The 23232-nt window shown below is 67.3% G+C and carries 17 protein-coding genes; 9 read left to right on the forward strand and 8 right to left on the reverse strand.

Going from position 1 to position 23232, the window contains the following annotated elements:
- Positions 1–1101: 1101 nt before the first annotated feature.
- Entirely contained in the window at positions 1102–2676 is a 1575-nt protein-coding gene (locus tag ACFOW4_RS13275; RefSeq protein ID WP_377527507.1) for a hypothetical protein, read from the reverse strand.
- 1215 nt (positions 2677–3891) lie between these two features.
- On the opposite strand from ACFOW4_RS13275, the gene ACFOW4_RS13280 reads away from it, so the two are divergent.
- Entirely contained in the window at positions 3892–4353 is a 462-nt protein-coding gene (locus ACFOW4_RS13280) for a hypothetical protein (protein ID WP_377527509.1), read from the forward strand.
- Positions 4354–4434: 81 nt separating this feature from the next.
- Positions 4435–4749, forward strand: a complete 315-nt coding sequence (locus ACFOW4_RS13285; RefSeq protein ID WP_377527510.1) for a hypothetical protein — start codon at positions 4435–4437, stop codon at positions 4747–4749.
- A gap of 457 nt (positions 4750–5206) precedes the next feature.
- On the opposite strand, the gene ACFOW4_RS13290 is transcribed toward ACFOW4_RS13285, so the two are convergent.
- The 6 genes from ACFOW4_RS13290 to ACFOW4_RS13315 all read right to left on the reverse strand — a co-directional run bounded on the left by ACFOW4_RS13290 (position 5207) and on the right by ACFOW4_RS13315 (position 15945).
- A complete protein-coding gene (locus tag ACFOW4_RS13290; protein ID WP_377527512.1) occupies positions 5207–7309 on the reverse strand; it encodes a DEAD/DEAH box helicase in 2103 nt (700 codons plus the stop codon).
- 1 nt (position 7310) lies between these two features.
- Entirely contained in the window at positions 7311–8615 is a 1305-nt protein-coding gene (gene brxD, locus ACFOW4_RS13295) for a BREX system ATP-binding protein BrxD (RefSeq protein ID WP_377527513.1), read from the reverse strand.
- Positions 8612–11326, reverse strand: coding sequence for a BREX-2 system phosphatase PglZ (gene pglZ / locus ACFOW4_RS13300; RefSeq protein ID WP_377527515.1), 2715 nt, complete (start codon positions 11324–11326; stop codon positions 8612–8614). The genes brxD and pglZ overlap by 4 nt, the downstream gene beginning before the upstream one ends.
- 79 nt (positions 11327–11405) lie before the next feature.
- Positions 11406–15248, reverse strand: a complete 3843-nt coding sequence (locus tag ACFOW4_RS13305) for a phage resistance protein (protein ID WP_377527516.1) — start codon at positions 15246–15248, stop codon at positions 11406–11408.
- A 131-nt stretch (positions 15249–15379) separates the two neighbouring features.
- Complete coding sequence (locus ACFOW4_RS13310) at positions 15380–15634, reverse strand: hypothetical protein (RefSeq protein WP_377527518.1); 255 nt, start codon at positions 15632–15634, stop codon at positions 15380–15382.
- Positions 15631–15945: a DivIVA domain-containing protein gene (locus tag ACFOW4_RS13315; RefSeq protein ID WP_377527519.1), complete on the reverse strand. Its 315-nt coding sequence runs from the start codon at positions 15943–15945 to the stop codon at positions 15631–15633. The genes ACFOW4_RS13310 and ACFOW4_RS13315 overlap by 4 nt, the downstream gene beginning before the upstream one ends.
- Positions 15946–16218: 273 nt before the next feature.
- On the opposite strand from ACFOW4_RS13315, the gene ACFOW4_RS13320 reads away from it, so the two are divergent.
- From ACFOW4_RS13320 to ACFOW4_RS13330, 3 genes are all read left to right on the forward strand, one after another.
- Entirely contained in the window at positions 16219–17055 is an 837-nt protein-coding gene (locus ACFOW4_RS13320; protein WP_377527521.1) for a helix-turn-helix domain-containing protein, read from the forward strand.
- A gap of 13 nt (positions 17056–17068) precedes the next feature.
- A complete protein-coding gene (locus ACFOW4_RS13325; protein ID WP_377527522.1) occupies positions 17069–17275 on the forward strand; it encodes a DUF397 domain-containing protein in 207 nt (68 codons plus the stop codon).
- 330 nt (positions 17276–17605) lie between these two features.
- Positions 17606–18721, forward strand: coding sequence for a hypothetical protein (locus ACFOW4_RS13330; RefSeq protein WP_377527524.1), 1116 nt, complete (start codon positions 17606–17608; stop codon positions 18719–18721).
- A gap of 1368 nt (positions 18722–20089) precedes the next feature.
- On the opposite strand, the gene ACFOW4_RS13335 is transcribed toward ACFOW4_RS13330, so the two are convergent.
- Entirely contained in the window at positions 20090–20674 is a 585-nt protein-coding gene (locus ACFOW4_RS13335) for a DUF7008 domain-containing protein (protein ID WP_377527525.1), read from the reverse strand.
- 313 nt (positions 20675–20987) lie between these two features.
- Here ACFOW4_RS13335 and ACFOW4_RS13340 point away from each other — a divergent pair, with 313 nt between their 5' ends.
- Genes ACFOW4_RS13340 through ACFOW4_RS13355 form a run of 4 tightly spaced genes read left to right on the forward strand, consistent with a single transcriptional unit; the run spans position 20988 to position 23162 of the window.
- Positions 20988–21455: a hypothetical protein gene (locus ACFOW4_RS13340; protein WP_377527527.1), complete on the forward strand. Its 468-nt coding sequence runs from the start codon at positions 20988–20990 to the stop codon at positions 21453–21455.
- Positions 21456–21498: 43 nt separating this feature from the next.
- Positions 21499–22446: a phospholipase D family protein gene (locus tag ACFOW4_RS13345; RefSeq protein ID WP_377527528.1), complete on the forward strand. Its 948-nt coding sequence runs from the start codon at positions 21499–21501 to the stop codon at positions 22444–22446.
- Between the two features lie 31 nt (positions 22447–22477).
- On the forward strand, positions 22478–22882 hold the full coding sequence (locus tag ACFOW4_RS13350; protein WP_377527530.1) for a hypothetical protein: 405 nt from the start codon (positions 22478–22480) through the stop codon (positions 22880–22882).
- 13 nt (positions 22883–22895) lie between these two features.
- Positions 22896–23162, forward strand: coding sequence for a hypothetical protein (locus ACFOW4_RS13355; RefSeq protein ID WP_377527531.1), 267 nt, complete (start codon positions 22896–22898; stop codon positions 23160–23162).
- Positions 23163–23232 lie beyond the last annotated feature (70 nt).

A 23232-nucleotide genomic window follows, 5' to 3' on the forward strand; every position in this document is an offset into this window, starting at 1 on the left:
CGTAGCGACGACCCACGCGCTACATCATCCGACACCAAGATCCTTTGAAGACACCGCCTAGGAGCCATAGGTCAACCAAGAGGACGAGGTGCGAGGATCGGACCGAGGTGAAAGCCCGAAAGGATCTACGTGTCCCCGATCCCGCTCATCGCCGCCGATATTGCGGAATGAATCAAGACTGGCGAGTACGAAGCCCGGCGCCAAGTTGCCGTCGTACTCGCAGCTCGCCGACCTCCGTCTCCTTCTCGACGGCGGCTCGGGCGCTCGCCCTGTTGCGCGACCGGGGCATTGTCGTCGGCGCACCCGGCCGCGGCGTCTTCGTCGCCGATCAAGCCAGCAGATTATCCGAAAGTTGCGCGACAGCGCCTCCGAGCTCTTGGCTGCCCGGTTCAGCTACCTCGAACGGCGGCCGCGCGGCCCACGTCCCCTCGGGAGACTTCACGCAGTATGCAGGCACCGCAGTCAGGAACTCCCGCGCCACACCATTGCCGCCCGACCAGCCAGGCGGGGCAATCGAGATCGCCCGGTCGCTCGGGGTGCAGGCGTCGGCCCACATCCATGATGTATCCAGATCGTCGTTCTCGGCTACAACACGTACCAGGTGCTGCCGCGGATCCAGCGTATCGACGCCGCTTTTTCGAACAGCGGAGATTGGTAGATCATCCCGGCGAGGCTCGACGTGCTCGCCTTTAATCTTGGCGCTGCGCCCAGGACGATGGGAACGTCGCCGCTGGGGCGACGCCACGGGCGCCGGCAACGGCGGAGTCGGCGCAAGACCATCCGACCGGTCGCCGATGGCTGGGTGACGAGCCAGTAGTGGCCCGGCCACACGGACTTGGCGGACCGCCCGTCGCGTTGACCGTCATGCCCTGGATGACCGGGATAAGTGACTGTGGAAGCCGACTCGGGTCACAACGGATCACCACATCAAGCTGGTACCTCCTCGCGGCGCCGCGGCAAGGGCGGCGGAGAGCCTGCGGACCTGTCCGTTGGTTGTGTTTTTCGGCCTCTTTGTCTTATCGGATACTCTCGCTGAGCGGCCGGCGACCTAACAATCCATCCAACCCACCCATACTCCCGCCCTCCTGGGTCCGCCAACGGTCAGTTGGCGGCCCCGAGCCGCAGCACTCCCTCAAGGAGGTCACCGTCCACAAACGTTGGATCGACGTCCCGAAGATTTGAGGCAGAGGGCAAGTAAACCAGTGGACGCTCCAGGTCAATATCCTTCTGAACAAATAGCTCGACGCGAGACCCGAATGCATCGGCAAGAACGAGACGCCGTCGCCCGTAATGGTCCCGAATCTCCTCAAGTGGCTGAAGCGTTATTGGAAGACGTGCGTCCCTTACAAGCTCTATTAAGAGTTGAATAGCGCTTTGGCAGACCGAGGACGTTTCCCGAATGTATGTCGCAATAGGCTGTGTCGACAGGTCGATATCGTCATGCCCAATCTGGTTACGCAAGCGAACCAGCCTTCCGAGCTTTTGGTCCGCCTTCTTCTTACTTAACGCGGAAGCAACGGGCCCAAATAGCTCACCACGGATACCGTGCTCTCGCAGGGTGGCGGGAATGCGACAAAAGCAGTTTTTCCAGTCACCGATTGTCATGCTAGCCGGACCTTCAAAATTCTTACCCGACGTCTTACGCACGACATCGTCGATAACCTCGGCCCATCGATCCTCAGCGGCAGCCATAGCCCAGGCAACGTCAGCGAAACGGAGCACACGCTCGACCAAGGTAATCACAGTCAAGAGGGTGCCACGTGCATCCTCATGGCTCATAGATAATGGAAGACGATGAGCGGCGAGGCTTGCCTCCTGAATGTTGGCGCCTATTGAGAATCCCGGGGGCTCCGGCACAGTGAAACCGAGGGCCCGAAGGACATCACGTGACATCGCTCGGGCGTCGTTGCGGGACATGCCGGTGAGCGAAAGTTCGTCAAGCACACCCCTAAGTGCCGGACGACCTAGTTCGAGCAGTAGGTCCTCTGGTGCAGGGTAGATAGCAATGCCGGCGGCAACCCGCTGACGCTCAGAGCCTTTCGAATCGGGCGAGACGAAGCCTAGGAAGTCGTCCTCATTCCAATACTTTAGAAGGATATCAGCAAGGCCATTGTAGAGCGAAGGCGCTCCACGGTCGGTAAGGTCGAAGACGCGTCCAGCGTTCACATGGGACTTCGTGCTCCTCGCCGCCTTGCCAACCAAATCGAACAACAAGACGTAGGTCGCTACACTACCCGGCGAGGTATCCGGCGTCGCCAGCCGCACGGCCTGGAATAGTTCGAATCCGGTGGGCGCGACTATGTCGAGGAAGGCTTGCAGACCGGACGGATCCCGCACTGGCCAAAAGACGCCAAGGCGGCCACCCGGACGCAACAGCAATCGAGCTTGTGCTGCTTGATCCCGAAGTGCAGTCTCATACTGGGCTCGATCAAATTTCGGTCGGCCATGCACCTCAACGCCGTCCCCACCCGTTACCGCATTGGAAACCTGAGGCAGTGTCTCAGATGCTGGCACCTGTCCCTGCTCAGGCTCGACTGTCCGCAGCTTTCCCAATATCAGTTCGTGCGGTTGTGCCAGTACCGCATAATCAACGTTGTCGTAGATCGGGGGATCCCAGATAACGGCATCTGCACTCTCGGGCTGTAGGCCCCCACGTCCTGCATCACCCCGGATCACTCGTATGGGTGAAGTCAGAACGTTCGAGCTATCCTCCAGCTGGCTTACTAATCGTCTCGCGCGGTCTCGCCACCAAGATCGAAGCGTTGTCGGCCCTGCCTCAGCAAACAGACCTGGCACCGTCCAGACGAGTCGAGAGTTAGCAGGTACGACAATGCAGCGCCGCGACTCCCAACGGGTGAGGGTGCAGACACCGGGCAGCTGGGCACTTAGCAGCAAATGACAAGCCTTCGATATAGCGTCGGCAGCGCCAGCAGGCACTCCCGTACGACCCCTGATTGTGGCCACAACTTCATCTATCGCCTCAATTGCTGCCTTCAAATATGCGGCTTGCGAAGGCAACAATGCCTTAGACAGGGGAAATTCATTGCCCATTACGTAAGCCCATACCGTATCCGGATCCCCGAGTTGGCTCCGCTGGGAATTGCCATCTTGCCTTAAAGCCCAAGTCGGGGCATCGACGATATGGGGCATACCTGCCACCGTCGTTTCGCCTGTTGACCGGTCCCACTCCAACAGTCTTATCATTGTGGACGTGTCCGATAGGCGGACCGGAGACTGCGTACCGCATCTCGGGCAGCTAGCGGTGCCACGGACGAACGTCCGACTGGTATCGCCGTCCACGCTTGAGACGTGAACACGGACATCATCGTCCTCATTGGAGATTTGCAGACTGAAGGCAACACCCTCAGTAATCTTTGAGCCCTCAAACAAGGGAATCCTGAGATTGCACCACGGACAGCGAATGGATCGCGCCCAGAGCGCAACCAGATCCCTGCCACCACTCTCCTCCGACGGCCAGGAAAGAACGGATGCAATCGACTTAAGAATTGTCTCGACAGCATGCTCGATTTCGGACCGCCATCCGGCCCACGACACTCCCCGATGCCTCCCATCAGCTACCAACGTCGCATCGGCACCGTAATAATGGAGCAACTCATTTATGAGTGACGGAATGAGGTGAATGTCAACGGCGGTTACACCGCAACCGAGCTCCGAGGCCGCTACACCCAAAGTGCCGACGCCAGAGCAAAGATCAACTATTTGAGGACGCGATTTGTGCATCCCGACGTCTTTAGCGAGAGCCATTCGGATCCCGAGGTAGTTCGATTGCGATACAGCAGCTCGAAGATCCTCGGCGCTCGCGCCTTGTCGGGAGAGCGTGAATGCGACTGCTGCCAGGGCTACGCTCTTCGGCCGCACAGCGTACCAAGGATGGAAGCTCCGTTCGGCGTGTGCCGACCGGCTGATCTCGACATCAAGCTGGCTGCGGTTCTCAAGTATCCGGCGTTCCGGGCTGCCGTGGTGCTCACCGAACTCCATCTGCCGATTATCCGCGATACTGCTCACAAGCGGGAGACCGAGCGGCGCCACATTCCGAGCACCTGTCTGGCCGGTCGGACCCATCGGCTGAACGGCGCTGAGGCGGTGCAGGCGGGCGACGTCGACGCAGCGCCCGGAGTGGACGCAGACATCACGTCGGCAGAGGCACCTCATGCAGGGCATCCCGTAGGTGGCGTAGGTGACGTCGGTTCTACGCTTAGCGATGGCGCGGTCAAAAGTAACGAGCATCGCATTGCCAGGCTGAGCTGGAATCGTGAGTTCGCTGGGGGTGTGGGGCTGGCATCGCCGGAGAACGACGTTGCGGCCAGGGGCCTCGGAGGTGCGTACAGGTAGACGCCTGCCTACTCAGGGTCGGGGCTGAACCGCGGTTAGTGGGTTGGCGAGGAGCCTCTCTCGCAAGTCCACACCCTGTCCGTGGTCTTGGACATCATCGGCGACTTCACCGTCCTCATCGTCAGGGACATCGCGGAGGATCCGCGCAGCGGAGCGCACGAGGACTTCCGCGAGCAGCTCACCGAGGTCGCTCAGGACACCGTCGACTTCGACCGAAAAACATCCGCCGCGGATCGCTTACCTGGTATTACAGGGGCGGGCTGCCGATTTGACGCTTGCCTGGGTCGGCCGCCGGCGGGTGAGCGCGCCGCCACCGGCCTACCGGTCGGTGGCAGAGTACAAACCGACAGGGCACAATGGATCTGCAATACTGCAAGTCGTCTAAAACCCCGATGAAAGGACAACCCGTGGCGGAGCTTATCGAGGGCGACTCCTGCCCGGAGTGCGGCACCCCGATCAAGGGTCTTGTCCCCTACGAAGGCAACGACATCACGCACCCGTGGCGAGCGCGCGCATCGCAGGAACGCAGGGCCTTGGAGCCGTGCGGGCACTACGTGACGGTGGACGTCCCGGATAGCGGACCCACCATCTTCTAATCCGACTGCCTGCCGAGACAGTGGGCCCGGCGACCCCGGCGACCGCCGAGATCGCCCTCAGGCAGGTCGTCCGGCTTTGCGCCTTGGGGGCCTTGAGTGCAGGCGAGCGGGTCCTGGAGGGGTGCGTCGAGCCAGATCCCGTGGGCTACCCGTGCCATCACGCGGGAGCCATCCTGTACCAAGCCGGGCAATCGCCGCCCTACTGCAGCGTCATAGCACTTCAAGAACACGCCTTGACGCCATCTTCTGTCTGGCACTCAGGTAATAAATACGAAGCGGGTCGGCTGATGAAGGATGGCGGCGGCAGCCTCGAGATCGGCAGAGCGAGCCGCGAGGGTGGCCATGGCCAGCCGCTTCGGCAGGGCCGCAGAGAATTTGAGACCGTTGAGGGCTTTTTCGTCAATCTCGGGTAGGCAGAGCCGCTCATCCGCCTCCGCGACGGCCATCGCCCACGCATCTGGCGTCAAGTTCTCCCGTAAGCGAATGCTGCAATCATCGAAGCGCTCCACCGGGTCGATCGCCTGGCCAAGCGTCGCGGTCAAGGTTGCGTTGGCCCGGAAGCCTGCCCACGTCCACCAACGCAGGTCGCCATCCTTCTCGCGGACGATGACGTTGCCGCCGGGGTGCACGAGGTGGAGCTTCTCATCGCGCTCCTGAGCGAGCCGATTCACGGCTCGTTGGGTCAACTTCACGGGAGGGTCGGCGCCAAGCAAGACCTCTCGGACGGCGCGGGCTAGCTCGAAGCTAAGACCTGCCCAGCCGGTGCCGAGCCAGCGGGCCCGCCCCCCGCCGTCAGCCGGCTCAACGAAACACCGTCGGCGGCGCCAATCGATATAGGTCACCCGCCAGCTCCTGCCGCCCAGCAGGAGCCGACGCTCGCCCCGGACCTCCTCGGTGAGGAGGCTCGGATCGACCCGGCCCAGTTCGTTTCGCCCGAGCAGGACCGTGAACTCTGGAGGCCCAGTGAATACTGCCGTCATCTCCATAAAATGACGACGACCGAAGCGCACTTCAGCAGCCGGACCGATGAACAGCATCCCGCCATCCCGGTCGAGGTAACCGTGCTCGATCAGATGACGGACGATCGGCTGGGCGCTCTCCTCAAAGGGATGCAACCCGTTCCACGCCTGCGTCCACAGCTGGTCGCCGACCCGATGCTCCTGGAGGCATAGCGCGAGCACCTGCTGGGCGACGATATGCCGCGGTTCGGGTGGCGCGTTGACGGGTTCCACCCAATTACGGGCCCAGAGCATCAGAAGCGCGGCCGCCTCGGTCAGCACCTCGCCGTCGAGAGTCAGGAAGAGACAGTTGCGACTACTCCCCGGCCGTCGGCCGGTGCGGCCGAGCCGCTGCAGAAAGGAGGCGACCGTCGACGGGCTGTCGATTTGGATTACCCGATCCAGGTCGCCGACGTCAATGCCCAGTTCGAGCGTGCTGGTGGAGACGATCACGCAGTCCCGCGCCTCGCTGAAGGCCTGCTCGGCCCGGCGGCGCTCGTCAGCGGACAGGGAGGCGTGAGAGAGGAAGCTGGTCACCCCCTTCTCCCGTAGCAGTTGACCGAGTTCTTCGACGGTCTGTCGGGACTCGCAGAAGACGAGGCGCTTCTCGCCGCCGTGCAGCCCGGCGATCACAGTGGCGGCATTGGCCAACGAGCCCACGTAGTCCAGCTCGATGTCACCCGGTGGAGGCCGATCGACCACCTCGGCCATGTCCGGGGCCACCACCTGCGCCGGCCGGCTGCCCGCGCCCGACCCCTGTAGCCAGGTGAGAAGCTCCCCGGGGTTGCCGACGGTGGCGGACAGTCCGATCCGCTGCAAGGGTCGGTCCGCCACCCGGCTCAACCGTTCCAGCACGGCCAGCAGATGCCATCCTCGGTCGTCACCGGCGAAGGCGTGCACCTCGTCGACAACGACAGCGTGCAGGTCCGCGAAGAAGAGCCGGTGGTCAACCTTCGTGCTGACCAGCATGGATTCCAGCGACTCGGGAGTCGTGAGCAAAATGTCGGGCCGTTCGAAGAGCACCGTGCGGCGGCGGGAGGTACTGACGTCGCCGTGCCAGATGGCGGCGCGTCGTCCGAGCCAGCCGGCGTACCGCTCGATCCGGGGCTGGAGATTGTTGAGCAACGCCTTCAGCGGGGCGAGGTAGAGCACCGAAGTGCCCGTCCACCGCTGTTCCGTCATCCGGCTGAGCAGCGGAAAGAGCGCCGCCTCCGTCTTGCCGCCGGCGGTCGGGGCGAGGAGCAGGGCGTCCCGGCCGCTGCGTACCGGCGCGACGGCGGCTCGCTGCATCGGGCGCAGATCGCGCCAGCCGAGGGTATTGACCAGGTGATGCAGCACGACCGGGTCGAGGTCGGGGAGCATGTCAGATCGGCAGTTCGATGTCGTCGGCCGACGCGGCGGCGTTGCGTTCGACGTCGGTCAGTTCGTCTGCCCGCATGGTTAGCTCGTAGTGCTGCCGTGGATCCCAGTCCGGGAACTGGTCGACCCGGTCGAAGACGTCCGCGACCAGCTTCTTGAGGTAGACGCGGGGTGCCACCCCGACCTGACCGCCCAGCGCGCCGGTGACGGCACGGGCCAGTGTGGCCAGGTACTGGTCGTCCACCCGGGCGTTGACCTGGGCGCTGGCGTAGATGTCGCGGACCCTGCTGCCGAGTTGCACCAGGGCGTCGACGGTGAACCCCGGTAGTCGCAGTTGGGTGGCGCGGGGGTTGTCCCAGCGCGGGTCGGGGCCGAGGTCGGTGGCGAGCCGTTGCGCGAGTGGCGCGAGGCGCTGGACGCCCTGTGGGCCGTCGAAGAACGCGGGCGTTCCGGTGATCACCAGCAGCAGGCCTGGGAAGCGGTCGGCGTGCACCTCGTCGATGAGCTGTCGGAGGGCGTTCAGTGCCTTGTCCCGTGCGTCAGAGCGCACCCGTTGCAGGGTCTCGACCTCGTCGAGCACCAACAGCAGCCCCTGGTGGCCGCTGTCGTGCAGGACGGTAAGCAGTCCTTGCAGGAAGCTCAGCGCGCCGTAGTGGTCAAGGTCGCCCTTGACCCCGGCGGCTCGGCGCGCAGACGCGGCGACGTGCGGCTGCCCACCCAGCCAGGCGGCGAGGCCGTCAGCGGTGAGGTGGTCACCGGCGCTGGTGGTGGCTCGGTAGCCGCGCAACGCCGCGGCGAAGCCCGGGGTTCTCCGCGAGATGTCGCCCAGCCGGCGCTCCAGCAGCTCGCCGACGGCTCGGTCCAGGGCCTCGGCATCGTCCTCGGCGACCACGCCGCCGGCCAGGACGTCCTCTTCGAGCGCGAAGATCCAGCCATCGAGTACGGGTCGGAAGGCGCTCGGGGCGAACTGCTCGGTGCTGAGGTGTTCGACCAGCCTGCGGTAGACGGTCTCCATCCGGTGCAGGGGTGTCTCCAGCTCGGAGATCTGCACCTCGGCGGCGGCGAAGCCCCGCCGCTTGGCGCGTTCGGCCAGCCACCGGGTGAAGAACGTCTTGCCAGCCCCGTATTCGCCGCGCACGGCCTTGAAGACGCTCCCGCCGCTGGCGACCCGTTCCAGGTCGTCGTCGAGGGCGGCGGTGAAACGGTCCAGCCCCACCGCGAGCGCGTCTAGTCCGTTGCTCGGGACGACCCCGCGCCGCAGCGCGTCGACGATGTCTCGGCGGCGGCGGGCCGACAATTCCACGGTCACCGCGGCTCCAGCTCGAACTGCTCGATCAGCAGCGCTCGGTTGAGGTGGACCGTGCGACCGTCCGGGTTGAGTGTGATCACGGGATAGCCCTCGACCTGAAGGAGCCGACGCAACACCGTGATTGTGCTGTTGATCCGGTGCGCCGGTACGCCGGACCGGGCGGCGAGGGTGTCGAGGGTTGCCCGGTCACCGCCGGCGATCAGCGTGCCCAGCAGCGCGGCGACCCGTTCGTCGGCCAGTGGCAGGCGAGGGTCGCGCCGTTGGGCGTAGCGCTCACTGGCAAGCAGGGCCGCCACCAGGTCGGGCTCGGCGGGGACGGGCTGCGGTACGGCGGCCGGCGCGGCGACGGCCGGCGCCAGGTCGAAGAGACCGTCGGTCTGCTGCTCGACGGATTTGCGCGGACGACGCCGGGTTGCCGGCGCGGAATCGGCCGGCGGGGGCGTGCTCTCCGTCAACGGTTCCCGCCACCAGTCCGGGCTGGCCACCGGCGCACCGGCCCAGCCGGGCACGGCGAGGTCGTCACCGGCGCTCAGCACGAGCAGCGGGATGACGGCTTCCGCCGGCGCCGCACCGCCGTGGTAGCCCGCCTTGCGCGGCCCGTACCGCACCTCTTCCCGCCAGGGCAGAACAACCGATCCGCCGCCGAGCGCCACCCGGCTGCCGGCGACGGCTACTTCGGCGTCGCCGGGCGGGTCGGTCGGCGGTCGCCACCGGTTCTCACTGCTGGCGCTGGGCAGGGTGACCGAGTCGGGGCCACGGTCGACGACGTGGCCGTGGTCGGAAACCAGGACGACCACCCGGTCCGGGGCGGCTGCGGAGGCCAGCAGGTCGCCGACGGCGGTGATGGTGTCGTCGCCCCAGACGGTGGTGCCCGGGTCGCTGCGGTCCAGCGCGTCGTCGATCGTGTTGACGACGGCGGCGACCAGGGGGATCGACTTGTCGTCGAGGGCGGCGAGCACGTCCGGGTCCAGCGCTGCTCCGGCTCCGGCCCGCAACGCCGACTTGTGCAGCAGCCGCCCGGTCGCGAACCGTTGCTGGAACGCCTTCCGCTCGGCCGGCTGGCCGCCGGCAGCGATACGCCCGCTCAGCAGGCTGCACCGGCTGGCCTCGGTGACGGTGGGCAGGGCCGCCAGCACACCCGTGCGCGGGCCACCGTCGGGGGTGAGTTCCACCCAGGAGCCGGTGCGGGTGACGGACTCGGCCAGCTCGGTCGCGGCGGCGACACCCATGCCGTCCATGACGAGCAGCAGCACCCGGCGACCGGTGTCGAGGACCGGCTGGACCACCCGGTCGAGCACGTCTTCGACGCGCAGTAGCGCACCGGGCTGCGTCTCGGCGCTGGTAGCGGTGGCGAGCAGCGTGGCGAACTGCTGGTCGTGCCGGGAGCGGCGGGCGTCGACAGCCCGGTGCAGCAGACGGTACGCCTCGGCCACCTGTGGGTCGGGGTCCCCGGCGAAGACGTCGAGCCGGGCCCGGTCGACCCAGCCGTCCTGCCGGACCTGCCGGTGCAGCGCGTCGAGCAGGGTGGCCGGTGGTGGGCCGTCGGCGGTGTGCAGCCAGCGCAGCAGGCGGACGGCCATCCGGGCGGTCTCGACCCGGCGCGGCTCGGCGGCCCGGTGTTCTTCCACCGTGGCGAGGGCCGACTGTGCCCGTGCCACCGCGGCGGGGAGCGCCGACCCACCGGCCGGCACGGCGAGCCGTACGGCGTCGGCGAAGGCCCGCAGTCGCTGAACGAATCCGCTGGGCAGGACGGTCGAGGCGCCGAGCAGTGCGGTGATGCCGACCTCGGCGGCGATCGCCTCGGCCCGCCGCAGTATCCGCATCGCCTCGTCCCGGCCCTTGTCACCCGACTCGACGGTCCGGTAGACCCACGCCTCGGCCGCCTGGTGCAGCAAATCGGCCTGCTGCGGGCTGAGCCTGAGCCCACCGAACCGGGGCTCCAGTCGGGTACGACCGACGGCTGCCTCCACCTGGACGGCGCCACCGGTGCTGGCGGGCCAGAGCAGCCCGGCAAGCAGCCCCAGCGGGATGACGTCGACGCCGTGTCCAGCGCGTACGGCGGCCATCATCGGGACGGCAGCATGGCCGGCGGTCCCGGTCAGGTACGCGGTGATCCCGTCGGCGACGGCGTCCGGCAGGTTAGTGAAGCGCAGTTGCCGCCGGGCGTCGGTGCTCCACTGCACCAGGCCGCTGTCGTCGAGTTCGGCGGGTGGCAGATCGAGGAGTTCCGAGGTGAGGCTGCGTAGCGCGTGGTCGCGGGTGAGGATCGCGCCGGGTGGGGCGGGCCAGCCGTCGGCCGGGGCGTGGTCGGTGAGTGCGTTGGCGACCCAGCGTCCGACCCGGACCAGGGTGGGGTCGAGGGCGGCCACCCCGCCGAACATCTGCCGGACCAGGTCCCAGGGATCGATCTTGCGCACGGTCTGCTTGCTGAGGTGGGCGAGGACTCCGTCGCCCAGCTCGCTGTCGGTCAGCTCGGTCAAGAGCACCAGCCGTTCGCCGTCGGCCCGGTCGTGCAGGGCGGCGCGGGCGGCCAGCGGAGTGGGGCACGGGACGACCCGGATCCGGCAGCCGTTGATGCTGAGGACCGTTTCGGCCGGCCCGTCGGGGCGGGCCGTCAGCGCGATGGCGTCCGCCGGATCGTCCTCGGCCAGCCATGCCTCTACCTTGCGGCGGATCGCGTCGGGCTGGGCCACGCCGACCGGCACGCTCACGATCCCGCCTCAGGACGACCGGGGGCGCATCCCGCCTCGCCGGCTCGCCGGTCTGCGAGGCGGCCGACGGCCGAGCTAGTCACCGGATCTCCCAAGTGACCGTGACTCGTCGCCCGGCGGTGACCTCGGCCGCGATCTCGGCCGCGACCTTCTCCCAGGTAGCCGCGTCAGCGACCTCGCGCCGCTGCTGGGCGACCGCGATCAGCCCGGCGCCACCGGGCAGCGCGACCGCCCCCGCCCCATCGGGCTCCTCGATCTGGGTCGCGCCACCCGGTCCGTCACCTCCCGGCTGGACGCCACCACCCACGGGCACCTCGGCGGAACCGGACTCGCGGGACGGCTGCTGCCCCGGCACCCTAATGGCGGGAAGCGTCCCCCCGCCGGTCGGCGTCGCGCCGGGGTTGGTAACGGTGTGGTCTTGCGGCGGGTTGGTGGCGAGCAGAGCCGCCGACGCGTCGACTGCCGTCTGGAGGGCGTTCACCAGGTCCTGCCCGTGCTGCTGGTGCCGGGCTACCTCTCGGAGCTGCCCGATGATCGCCTGCGCCCGCTCGTCTTGGGCGGCCCGGGCCGAGATCGCCTGGAGCAGGGACCACTGGTGGCCTCGGGCCATGGCGGTGAGGATGGTTCCCGCCTGGCTGAGTAGCTCCCCGACGGCCTGGTCGTCGACGTCGCCCAGGTCGGCACGGGCAACCGTCTCGACCAGCACCACGTCGTCGCGCTCGGCGGCCAGCTCGGTCACGAGTCGGGCCGCGCGGCGTGCGGTGGCGAGCCGGCCCGTCGGGGCCGAGGTGTCCAGGCCCAGAACGTCGGCGTGGGCTTCCAGCGCCTGGACGAGGTCGTCCGCCGGTTTCGCGCGCGTGCTCGCCGCCGTGCGCAGCGTTCCGGCGAGTTCACCGAGGTTGGCCGGCGTCCGCCAGACGGGCAGCACACCCCCGAAGATCGCCGAACCCCGGCGGACCGCGTCCGCCCAGGCCTGCTCGTCGGGCATCGGTGGGTGGCGCAGCTCCAACTCGTCGCGCACGAGGGTGAGGTTGTTCACGTCGACCTTGCCACCGTGCTGGTACCAGGCGAGCTGCTGCTCCAGCCCGAAGACGACGATGATCAGGTTTTGCAGCTCCCGGTCGAAGCCGAACGCGGCGGGCTCGTCGATGAGACGGCGCAGCACGTGCACCGGGAAGTGGTCGGTGTAGCCCTCGTTGGCGGCGGCCTGGAGCAGGTGTTGACTCCACCGGCAGGTGCTCGTGTTGAGCACGTAGCGGCCTTCGATCAGCTCGCCGAGCCGCAGGTTGTTGCAGACGCGACGGAGGATGCGCTGGTCGACCGGGTTGGGCACGCTGACGCCGCGGGCGGGGTCGGCGGCGGCCAGCCGGGCGTACTCCAGGATCTTGGTCATCTCGCTGCGGGTGACGGGCTTCTCGTCGTCCGGCATGGCGGGCCGGCCCGGGTAGGACCAGGTCAGGAGTTCCCCGGTCAGGTTGGCGAACGCCTCGGCGAGGGTGCCGCCTCGGGGGTCGCCGACGTGCAGGCCCTCGGCGAGGGTGTGGAACACGCCGATGGTGTCGTCCTGCACGTCGGAGCCGCGCGACGTGGCCGCTCCGTACGCCTGCATTATGGCGCTGATCAGCGTGCCGCGCAGTTGGGTCTGGCGCTGCTGGAGGTAGACCCTGCCCTGCTGCCGGTCTGCAAGGGGCCAGTCGGCGGCCAGCGAATTGAGACGGTCGCCGGTGCCGTTGCCGAGCAGATAGTTGATCTTCAGGAGCTGACCGACCTTACCCAGCAGCTCGTCGGTGAGGTAGAAGGGGAGCCAGAAGACGGTCCGGGAGCCCCGTTCCAGGCTCTCGATCCGGGCGCGGTCGGCGCTGCGCTCGTAGCCTTCGGGGTCGAATGGGTAGTCGATGATGACGCGCCACGCCTCGCCGGTGGCGATCAGGGCGGAGGCCGGCATGGTGTCGGGGTCGCGGACGTTGCCGAACTTCACCTGGATGGTGTGGGATCGGCCGCGCCAGGCCCGGGCGTGCAGCATCTCACCAAGTTGCCCCTCGCTGCCGGCGATGCCCATCTCGGCGGTGACCATCTCCCGGATGAGCTGCTGCCGGACGCCGGTGGTGGTGGCCTCGCGCTCGGGCACCAGTTCGAGCAGCTTGTCGTAGTCAACCGTGTGCAGCTTGAGGCTGACCACCGGGTCGGGGGTCTTGGTGAGGTGCAGCTCGCCGGCGCCGTCGGCGACCCGGTTGAGCCGGTTGAGCACGATTTGCCGCTCGTAGCCGGGGATCGGCGAGGTGATCGAGCCGAAATTCAGCGCGTGCAGCTTGGCGGCGGTGAGGTTGTGCAGGGCCGGCACCTCGGGGACCAGGGCGCCGAGCAGCACCGTCTTGACCAGCTTGTCGTCGAGCTGGAACTGCTGGTGGCCGGCCGCCTGCTCCTCGGTGATGCTGTTGACCTTGAGCAGGATGGGGCGCAGCTTCTGGGTGTAGAGGGTGCGGGCGGCCTGGAAGAGCTGCTTGAGTTTGGGCCGGTCGGGCAGCTCGCCGTGCAGGACGAGGGGGTCGAAGAGGGCGGCCACCCCGATCAGGTCGTTGACCCGCAGGGTGTCCCGGCGGTCGACGAGCAGCTCGGTCATCACCTTCAGCGCGGTGCGTTCGCGCTGCAACGCCTGGGAGAGGGCGACCAGGGTGGCAACCAGGGCGGGCGAGAAGGGGTAGAGCTTGCGGAAGGCGGCGGCGTCGGAGCCGATGCCGGCGTCGCCGTACTGGGCGCCGAGCAGCAGGGCGTCCCAGACCTCCCGGTTGCCCTTCACGGCGGCGAAGGCGTTATCGATGATCGCCCGGCCCTCGTCGGTGAGTGGCTTGAGCAGCCGCTTCTCGGTGATCTCGGGCAGGTTGGTGTCGGCGAGGGCGATCTCGCCGAACCGGCCCTGGACGCTGCGCATGACGTGAGCGAGGGCCTCGCGCTCGGTGCCACCGACCTGGGGGCCGAGGAAGTCCTCCAGGTTGCGCTGCCGGGCCACGAACGAGATCAGCGGCAGCGGCCGGGTGGCGTCGGCCGACTCGACGAGCTTGTTGAGCTTGGCGCCCTCGGTGTTGACAAAGGTGTGGTCGCTGATCTTGGTGGAAAGCCACAGGATCAGCTCGTCGAGGAAGAGCACCAGCGCGTCGTACCCGAGGGCCTTGGCGTGCCGGGTGATCACGGCGAGGCCGGTGTCCAGGTCGAGGTATTCCCCGCTGCGGACCGCGCCGGTGAAGAACGTGCTGGTCAGCGCGCTGACCAGCCGGTCCCGCTGCTCGGTGCCGGGCGCCGCCGCCGCAGCGGCGGCGTAGCTCTGCGGGGTCCAGCCGTCGGCTTGGGCGCGCAGCGCGGCGAGCCCGAGGCCGCCACCGGCCGCAGGTGCGCCGCCACCGTCGCGCAGCGCGGCGAAGAAGGCGTCGTCGCCCATCCGCCCGCGCAGCCGGGCGGCGTCGTCGAGCATCGCGTCCGACCGGTGTACGGCGGGGACGGGCGCCTCCGGGTGCAGCCTGGTGATCTGGTTGAGATAGCCCTCCAGGACGGCCTGCTCGACGGAGCGCGCGTCGAGCATGTGGAAGGTGAGGGTGAGCAGCTTCCGGTCGCGCAGCCAGGGGTCGGCGGCGAGGACCGGCTCGGCCAGGCCGCGCACCTCGCGGGCCTCCGGGTTGTGCTGGAGGATCTCCCGCAGCACCGCCATGAAGTGCGACTTGCCGGAGCCGAACGAGCCGTGCAGGAACATCGCCTGGGAGCGGCCGGTGGTGACGGCGTGCCCGATCCGGCGCAGCGCCTCGGCGAAGTTGTCCCGGAGCTGGTCGGTCACCACGTAGCGGCGCAGGTCGGCACCCTCGGCGGCGCGCACGACGAAGTCACCGTCACCGACCGAGGTCGGAATCTCGATCACGTCCCGTAGCAGGGTCATCACCGCTCCTCGCACTTGCGCCCCGTGAGGCCGGCGTCACCGGCAACCCGCCGATCTTAAGGTGTCATCGCCGCAGGTCCCAGCCCGCCGGTCCCGCGACCGCACGCATCATGGGATCGCCACCGCCACGCTCACCGCTGGCGGAACCGCCGGGAACACTCGCCGTCGTGGTCGGGCCGGAGCAGGCAGCGCCGGCCGCCGGGCAGCATCCGGTCGCAGAAGACCCAGTGGCGTGCGTGCTGCTCGTCCTCGGCCGACACGGTGGTGCCGCCCGGGTCGGTCTGGGGCAGGACGTGCGTCCAGTGCGCCACCACCCGGGCGAGCCGCTGGGCGGAGAGCAGGTCGCTGGCGACCACGGGCAGGTGGATGACCCAGCGCTCGGTCACCGGTCGTACCCCCGCTCGTTGCGGGCCCGGCCCTGCTCGGACTGCCAGCGGCGCAGCGCGTCCTTGACCCGGTCGGTCTCCCGGCGGCTCTGCGCCAGCGCGTCGTAGACGACGGCCAGGTCACCGGCGACCCGGTCGAGGAACTCCCGCACCTCCTGCGGATCCAGCCCGCGGCGGCCGAGCGGAGTCGGCCGGAAGCTCCGCTCGCGCACCTGCCACGGTCGCAGCGGACGGTAGGCCGCCGAGCGGTAGCAGGTCGGCCCGCTGACCGACCGCTGGCGACGCCGGGCATGCCGGAAGAAGACGCGCATGGCAGGACCTGCCCTTCACTGTCGGGATTGACCTGTGGATGGGGTGGGCCCACCGGCCCGCACCGCACCGGCGGACCCACCCCGGCACCTGCCACCGCAGCCTCCGATCAGCAGTACGGCAGCAGGGCCCGTTGAGCAGCCAGGAAGGTGACCTTTCGTAACTCACGCGATCCGCAGCCTCACTCATCGTGCAGCGCTTCGGGCAGTTTATGCAACTCCCGATTCGGGAGTGTGTCGTTGCGAAGCCTGTCCGATTACGTCAGACTGACGACCATGACTGGAAGTCCGACTGTCCGACGTCGACGCCTGGCTGGCGCGCTTCGTCGCCTCCGCGAGCAGACCGGCATGACCGCCGACCAGGCCGCCAAGGAGGTGGGCATCTCAAAGTCGGCGATCAGCCGCATCGAGAACGCCCAGGTCTCCGTCATGCCACCGGTCGCCCGCGGGCTCCTTGAGCTGTACGGGGTGGAGGGCGAGGAGGTGGACGCGCTTGTCCAGGTGGCCCGCGACGCCCGCAAGCGCGGCTGGTGGCAGGCGTACGACGACGTGCTGCCGGACTGGTTCGAGGTCTACGTCGGACTGGAGGCCGAGGCGTCGGAGATCCGCGCCTTCGAGCCGCAGCTGATCCCCGGACTACTGCAAACGGCCGACTACGCCCGCGCGGTCATCCGTGCCGAGCATCCGGACGCCTCCGGCGACGAGGTGGATCGGAGAGTCGAGCTGCGAATGCGCCGGCAGAACACGGACACTCCCCCGAAGCTCTGGGTGGTGCTGGACGAGGCAGCCCTGCGGCGGCCGGTCGGCGGTGCCGCGGCGTTCCGGACGCAGTTGCGGCGGCTGGTCGAGGAGGCGGACAGACCCGGCCGCACCATCCAGATCCTGACCTTCGGGGCAGGCGAGTACGGGTCGATGGGCAGCGCCTTCAGCGTGCTGACCTTTCCCGAACCGGCCGATCCGGGGGTCGTCTACGTCGAAACCCGCGCGGGTAGCCTCTACCTTGAAGGCCATCAGGTCAGGGAGTACAGCCGCGTCTTCGAGCACCTGGTCGCCACGGCGGCCAGTGCTCGGGAGTCGCGCGACCTGATCCAGGGGGCGATCGACGAGCTCTGAGGGGGCAGCGCGGGTGGAAGAGGTCAATCAGGCTTTGGTGACCTGGCGCAAGAGCACCCGCAGCAACGGCTCCGGCAACTGCGTCGAGGTCGCCGACAGCCTGGCCGGCAAGGTCGGACTGCGCGACAGCAAGGACCCTGCGGGCCCGGTGCTCACCTTCGGGCCAAAGGCGTGGTCGCTCTTCGTCGGGAGCGTCAAGCGGGAAAGGCTCGGTCAGTAGCGTCGCGGGCCAACCGGCGTTACCCCGTCCGCCGAGTCCCCGCCCAGATCGACGCTTGGGGCTCCTCGTCACGGTAGGAATGTCTAATCATTGACTTAACCTGGCCTGTGCATTGACGTTTTCGGGTGACAGCATTCCTGGGTGGCGTCCTCATCCTTTATCGGCGGTCAGCCGCCAGCACTGTCAACCCCCGGCACATATGAGGTCGAGTCAACCTGGAAGCTGGCCGGCCTGGTCAGGGATGCGGTCTTCGACAAGACAGGGCGCATGGTTGACATCCGTCCGGTCCCCGAGTTGGAGGATGAACCAACTACCCGCAGCGTCCGTCCCATGGAGCTGCTACTCGGTCTGGGCAAGACGACGAGCGCACTGCCGGGCCTTCATCTGGCAGGTGCAGCCGGGCTGCCCGGGCTTACGGCGCTCCGCACCGCCAGTCGCTGGGCCATCATCCGTTACCTGTGGGCCTTTGCCGAGGCCCGCCCCGATCTCCGACTTTCGGCACTGACGAATCAGGTCCGGAGCCACCAGCGCTCGCTCTTCTCCGAACAGTTCGGGATCGCCGTCGCCACGGACCTGGTGGAGCAACTGATACTCACCGAGCCCGCCCGAGTGGTCGACGCGGACGCAGTGAGCTACGACGCCGTCCTTGGCCCCGCAATGGGCGGTTTGGGCTCTCACAAGCCGGACTACTTCTGGTACAACATGCGCGGCAGGAACTTAACCGATGTTGTGGTGCTGGAAGCCAAAGGCAACAGTTCAGGACGGCGGATGACCATCCTGCAACTGGCCCGTGGCGTTCAGCAGGTTCTCGTACCGAAGCCCGTCCCGGGTGCCAGCATGCGCCGGATCGTAATCGGCGCCTGCCTGGCTGGCCGGAGGATCAAGGGCTTTGCGTTGGAAGTCGACGAGCCCGACAACGAGACTCGCGGAAACATAGCGGCAGCCTTGGCCATGGAGGAGGCGGGGGTCAGGCCCCGCTACAACGATCGTGAGGGTTCGGGCTGGATTTCGGAGGATGCCCTCACCACCCAAGTCAACCGCGACGAGGTGGTACGTGAAGTTCAAGACCTTGATCGAGCGCGACTCTTCGCCTTTGCCGGCTTGCCTCCCGCACCAGCAGGACCGCTGCTCGAAGCAGACCGTGAAGCCGTCGACGCCATGGACGTCGTTGATGTCGATGACAGCTCATTCCGGTGCGAGACTTCCCTCATCAACATCGGCGGTCGTTACCTGAGTGTGCGAACAGGCGTAGCCGAAAATTTCCTTTCCGTACCCGGCGACACCGTTGCCGATTTCGAACAACGCCGCTCTTCTTTCATTCAGGGCCGCCCCGGGAGAAATTCCTATGCATTCAGGGCGGGCCGGTCGCGCAGTCGGCCCCAGGAGGAGCTAAACCTCGTGACCTCGGCGGACGGATGCATGCTCTCCTTGTCTGTGCTGGACTGACCCAAGGCAGAGTTCGCGTGCCACCGTCGACGGCACGAGCGAGCTGAGGTATACCTCTCGGTTGGCGCCGGCGGCAGGTCCGTAACTCAGCACCCGACAACTACTGCCCCTGCCTGCCGGTGGCGGCCCCAATGACCTCGCGTCGCTTCCTGGACTGCCCGGCGCAACTCGCTGGCGTCGAGAAAGCGCTGGTAGTCCGCGCAGAGTGATGGGACGCCACCGCCACCAGCCCTGCCGCCCGAACATCGCAGCCGACCCGGAACGGTGCGATCAATGGGCACACACGCCGTTGCCGTGGTGCCCAGGTGGCGGCATTCGATGCGGACCTTGACGAGAGAGTGGTTTTCCATACTGCCCAACCTCCGACCGGAGTGCTTGACGCGGACGCGAAGGATGCTACGGAGCAGATGTGACAGTTCTTCGCCTCTTAGCTGCATCCTTCAGGGCGAGAGGCTGAGCCGCTGATCAGCAGTCGTGCGACCTCCGGGTGCAGAAGACCGCACCTGGCTGAACTTAGGGCTATCGGCGCCCCCCAAGCCGGCGAGAGAATCACCTCATGGAGGACACCAAGTGGCCTAGCGCCAAGCGCAAAAGGCAGTTAAGCATGGACGCCCAGGCCGTGCCGGTTCAGCTCCACAATCCGTGGCCACCGGATGAGACCGTCGGCGTCGTTACCACAGGGGGACGGACCTTCCATCGGGACACCGGCTGTCCCGGCTACCGTCAGGGCGTGCGACAGGCGGAAGAGAAGGGTCGGACCGTCAACGAGGTCGAGGTCATCAGCGCCGGGGACGCTCGCGCCCGCGGCAAGGGAGCCTGCCGACGCTGCTGGCCACCCACCTGACGCCGGTCGAGATCGACTTGGCTTCAGCAGCAGACGGCCGAAGCACAGATGTCACTTCCGCCGGTCGGAATACATCGATAGGTTCGCAGGCATGAGCAGTTCCCACGAGTTCACGCTTAGCCAGGTGGAGGCCGCGATCAAGTTCGTGGTGCAGAACGGCGCCGAAGATCGCGGTCAAACCATCTCCTATTCACGGGTCTTTGAGGCCGCCGGACTGCCAGCACCTCAGTACCTCGACATGGGAAACGAGCCGCACCTCGTCACAGAGTTCATGGCAGCGTTTCATCAATTGTGTGTTGACAAGGGGGTTGCCACCACTGGACGCCCTGGTGGTGCACGGCGCCGGCCCACGCAAAGACTTCCCTGGTGCTGGCTACTTCCGGGTGAACCAGATCCCCGACCCTCTCGTCGAAAGAACGAGGGCAGTAGACATGGTCACCAGCAGCAAGTTCTGGGAGAAGCAATGCGAGGAGTGCAGGTCGTGGGGTCTTCGAAGCAGACGGGGGCAGGTGTAGAAGCTCGGCCTACGGCAACGCCGGCACCCCTCCGCAGCAGGGCCAGGGAAGAGCGGTCGGAGCTGAGCTGGAACAGCTCGGCGTTGATGAAGTCGGTGAAGAACTCGGCGGGTGACCCGGGGAACCGGGTTCCTCGCCCGAGTGCCACTGGTGCAGCCACGGCTCGATTTCCATTAGGCCAGCGAGCAGCGGCAGCAGCCGATGCGCCGGCCACGCCTCCTGCGTCTTCCGATCAAGGTAGACGGTGGCGAGCGCCTGCGCCTGCGCCTGCGCGAGGTGGTCCCACCCAGCCCAACCGAGCAGTTCGCTGCCGTCGCTGTCCCGCCCCGCCTGTGGGTACGAGATAAACCTCTCCTTCGGCACGTCGAGCTTGCCGCGCGCACGCCAGTACGACGGCCGGACGAAGTCCGCCGAGGCGTACTTCGGCGGCACCTCAATGTCGACCTTCTCCCCCGCGTCCTCCCGGCGCTGCAACGCCCAGGTTCGCTCCCACTGCGCCCGCTTGCGCCGCCCCGACGGCTTGTACCGCCGCGCCGGCAGGTACGGCACATGCTCGTCGCCGATCAGCAGGCCCAAGGCCTTGGTCAGAAGCACCCAAGCGGCCCCGGGCTGACCTTCACCCCGGCGGCCTGGGCCACCTCGCCCAAGGCGTCAGGGCGTGAACCCTCCGCCACTGACTGTTATCGGCGCAGCCTTCGAATCTTTCGGAGGCTGGGCGCCCTCTCCGGATCGCCTGGGCACTGCTTGGCACCTCGTGGCGCTCATCAATAAGGGGTTCACGAGCATGCGCTCCGGGTCGTCCGCGAAGGCGTGGAGTCCCCACTTGACTCGTCTCGGCGACGAGGTAAGTTCCAGCGCCGGCGCGATCGGGGAGTCGCGTGTCCGGGGATGCGATGGCAGGGGTTGGATGGCACCGAAGCCCAAGATCCAGAACGCGGATGAAGCGATCCGATGGATCACGGAGGGCCGCACCTATACGTGGATGACCGCCGAGCATGAGCGGAAGTACAACATCCGCGTCAGCCCCTCCGGCTGGAGCTACTTCCGGCGCACGCACGGCTTGGATCCCAGGCAGGTCCGCGACGAGGAGCTGATCCCGTGGGGAGTCGAGCCTCGACACAAGTATCACTACCTGCTGGTCCTGCTCCGCGCAGAGGCGCGACGTCGCGCCGGCAAGACGCTGAACCAGGCCGATATCTGTCGAGTCGACGCCCTCCTGCGCGATCTAAAGGAGCGGCACGCCGTGGTGCACTACGACCCGGACACGGAGGAAGGCTTCCACCTGGTACCGCGGGAGCAGGGGGATGTGGACATCATCCGTCAACCCACCAAGGTAACGAGGAAGCGCCGGTCTCGGGACTCAACACCTGCCTGAGACGGCATCGACCGCGGTTGCAGCGGAGTGCAAGGATGCGACCATGATCCGGCTGATCGCGGACGACACCTGGAACGGCCTGGAGAACTACCTGCGGCAGGCGACCCGCAAACGCGCCGCCATCGCCTACATCGGATCGGCCGCCGCTGACCTGCTCAATCTCGCGACGGGTGATTTGATCATTATCGACGGTTCCGACGCCGCTCTCGGAGGCGGTCTCGTAGACCCCACCGTCATCGGCGCCTGGGTCACCGCCGGTGTCGAAGTGCGCTCCCTGGGGAGTCTGCATGCCAAGGTGATGCATCTGGAGGGCAGACGGACGCGGGTCGTGGTTGGTTCTGCCAACGCTTCCGCTCACTCTCGCGATCGACTGCGGGAGGCCGCCGTCGTCACGGACGACGAGGGGCTGTGCGCGCAGGTCGTCGAGCAGTTGGACGTGTGGCAGGCCGACAGCGATCGGGTTGACGCGGCGTGGCTAACGCACGCAAAGCAGGTCTATCGCCCTCCTGTTATCGCATCCCCGCCGCACGCCGGCCGGCGGCCATCCCGCCTGTGGGTGGGCATGGCCGTCAACGAGCCGACGGGACTCTCAGGAAAGGCTGCGGCGGTGGCAGAGAGGCTGGAGCAGCGCCACGGCCATAGCGCCGTCCTGCCGTGGCGCATGTACCGGGGCGACGAGCGCATGGTCCGTCAGGGAGACGAGGTCGTTCTGGTCGATGTCGGCCCGATCAGGCAGGAACCACGGAAAAATTCCCGAGCCTGGCCGCCGGCCCGGGTCGCACGGGTGGTGACCGAGGAGCGACGCCGGCCCGTGGCCTTCCTGGTATGGCGGCACAATGCCGGTGGTCTTGGCACATGCCCGTTCGAGAAGGTGAATGAGACTGTCCAAGCAGCTGGCGGTGAGATCGACTGGGACAAGCCCTTCGAGGCGCAGTCCCCCGAGGCAGAGGCTCTCCGCAGACTCTGGCCGATGCCGGGCGGGCCGCAGTAGCACCAAGCGACAGGACCATTGGGAGGACAAGATGCCAAGTCATCAGCAGACCCACCAGGCCGGCCGTCATCTGGTCGTCGGCCAGGCCCTGCTACGTGGCCACCGCGCAAGCCTCTCCGGTGCGCAGACCTTCGTCGACGTCGATGGTCGCCGCGCCGCCGTGATGGTCGCCGGCAAGGGCGCCTGGATGATCGCGGATATCGACACGTTCACCGACAGCACTGTTGGGACGTACGTGCTGGTCGACGTCTCGGGGACACACCCACGGTTCTTCATCGCACCCGGCGACGAGCTGCGTCATGACGTGCGGCAGCGTCACCAGCAGTTCATGGACCGGGTGGGCGTCAGGCCACGCAACAGCGAGAGCCGACACACCAAGATCGAGCCGCAGGACGTCGCACAGTGGGAGGACGACTGGTCCGCCTTCGACCGGTAGAACGGAGCTGTCCATGCGCGACTTCGATGCGATCTGGGCCGCGGTCACCGAGCACGCCGGTCAGACCTTCCGGACGGTCAGCCGGCTGCCGTTCCACTACACCGTCGACGGAAACCGACTGCTGACCGACCGCACCCACCACCGGATCCACCGCAGTCAGCTGAAGGCCGCGCTGCTCCTGTGGCCGGTGGCTGGCCCCGGCGCACTGAACAACGTCGTACGCGGGCCCAGCTACCTCTACGCCCTACTTGCGGACCGGCGGATCATGCCGGATGCCTGACGCTCACAGCAGCTCGGGTACGCCGCGGAGCAGGGTGAGCGCGGAGCGGTCGGAGCTGAGCTGTGCCAGC

Origin of the sequence: Micromonospora sp. GCM10011542 (genome assembly GCF_042650685.1) — a bacterium.
Classification (GTDB): domain Bacteria; phylum Actinomycetota; class Actinomycetes; order Mycobacteriales; family Micromonosporaceae; genus Micromonospora.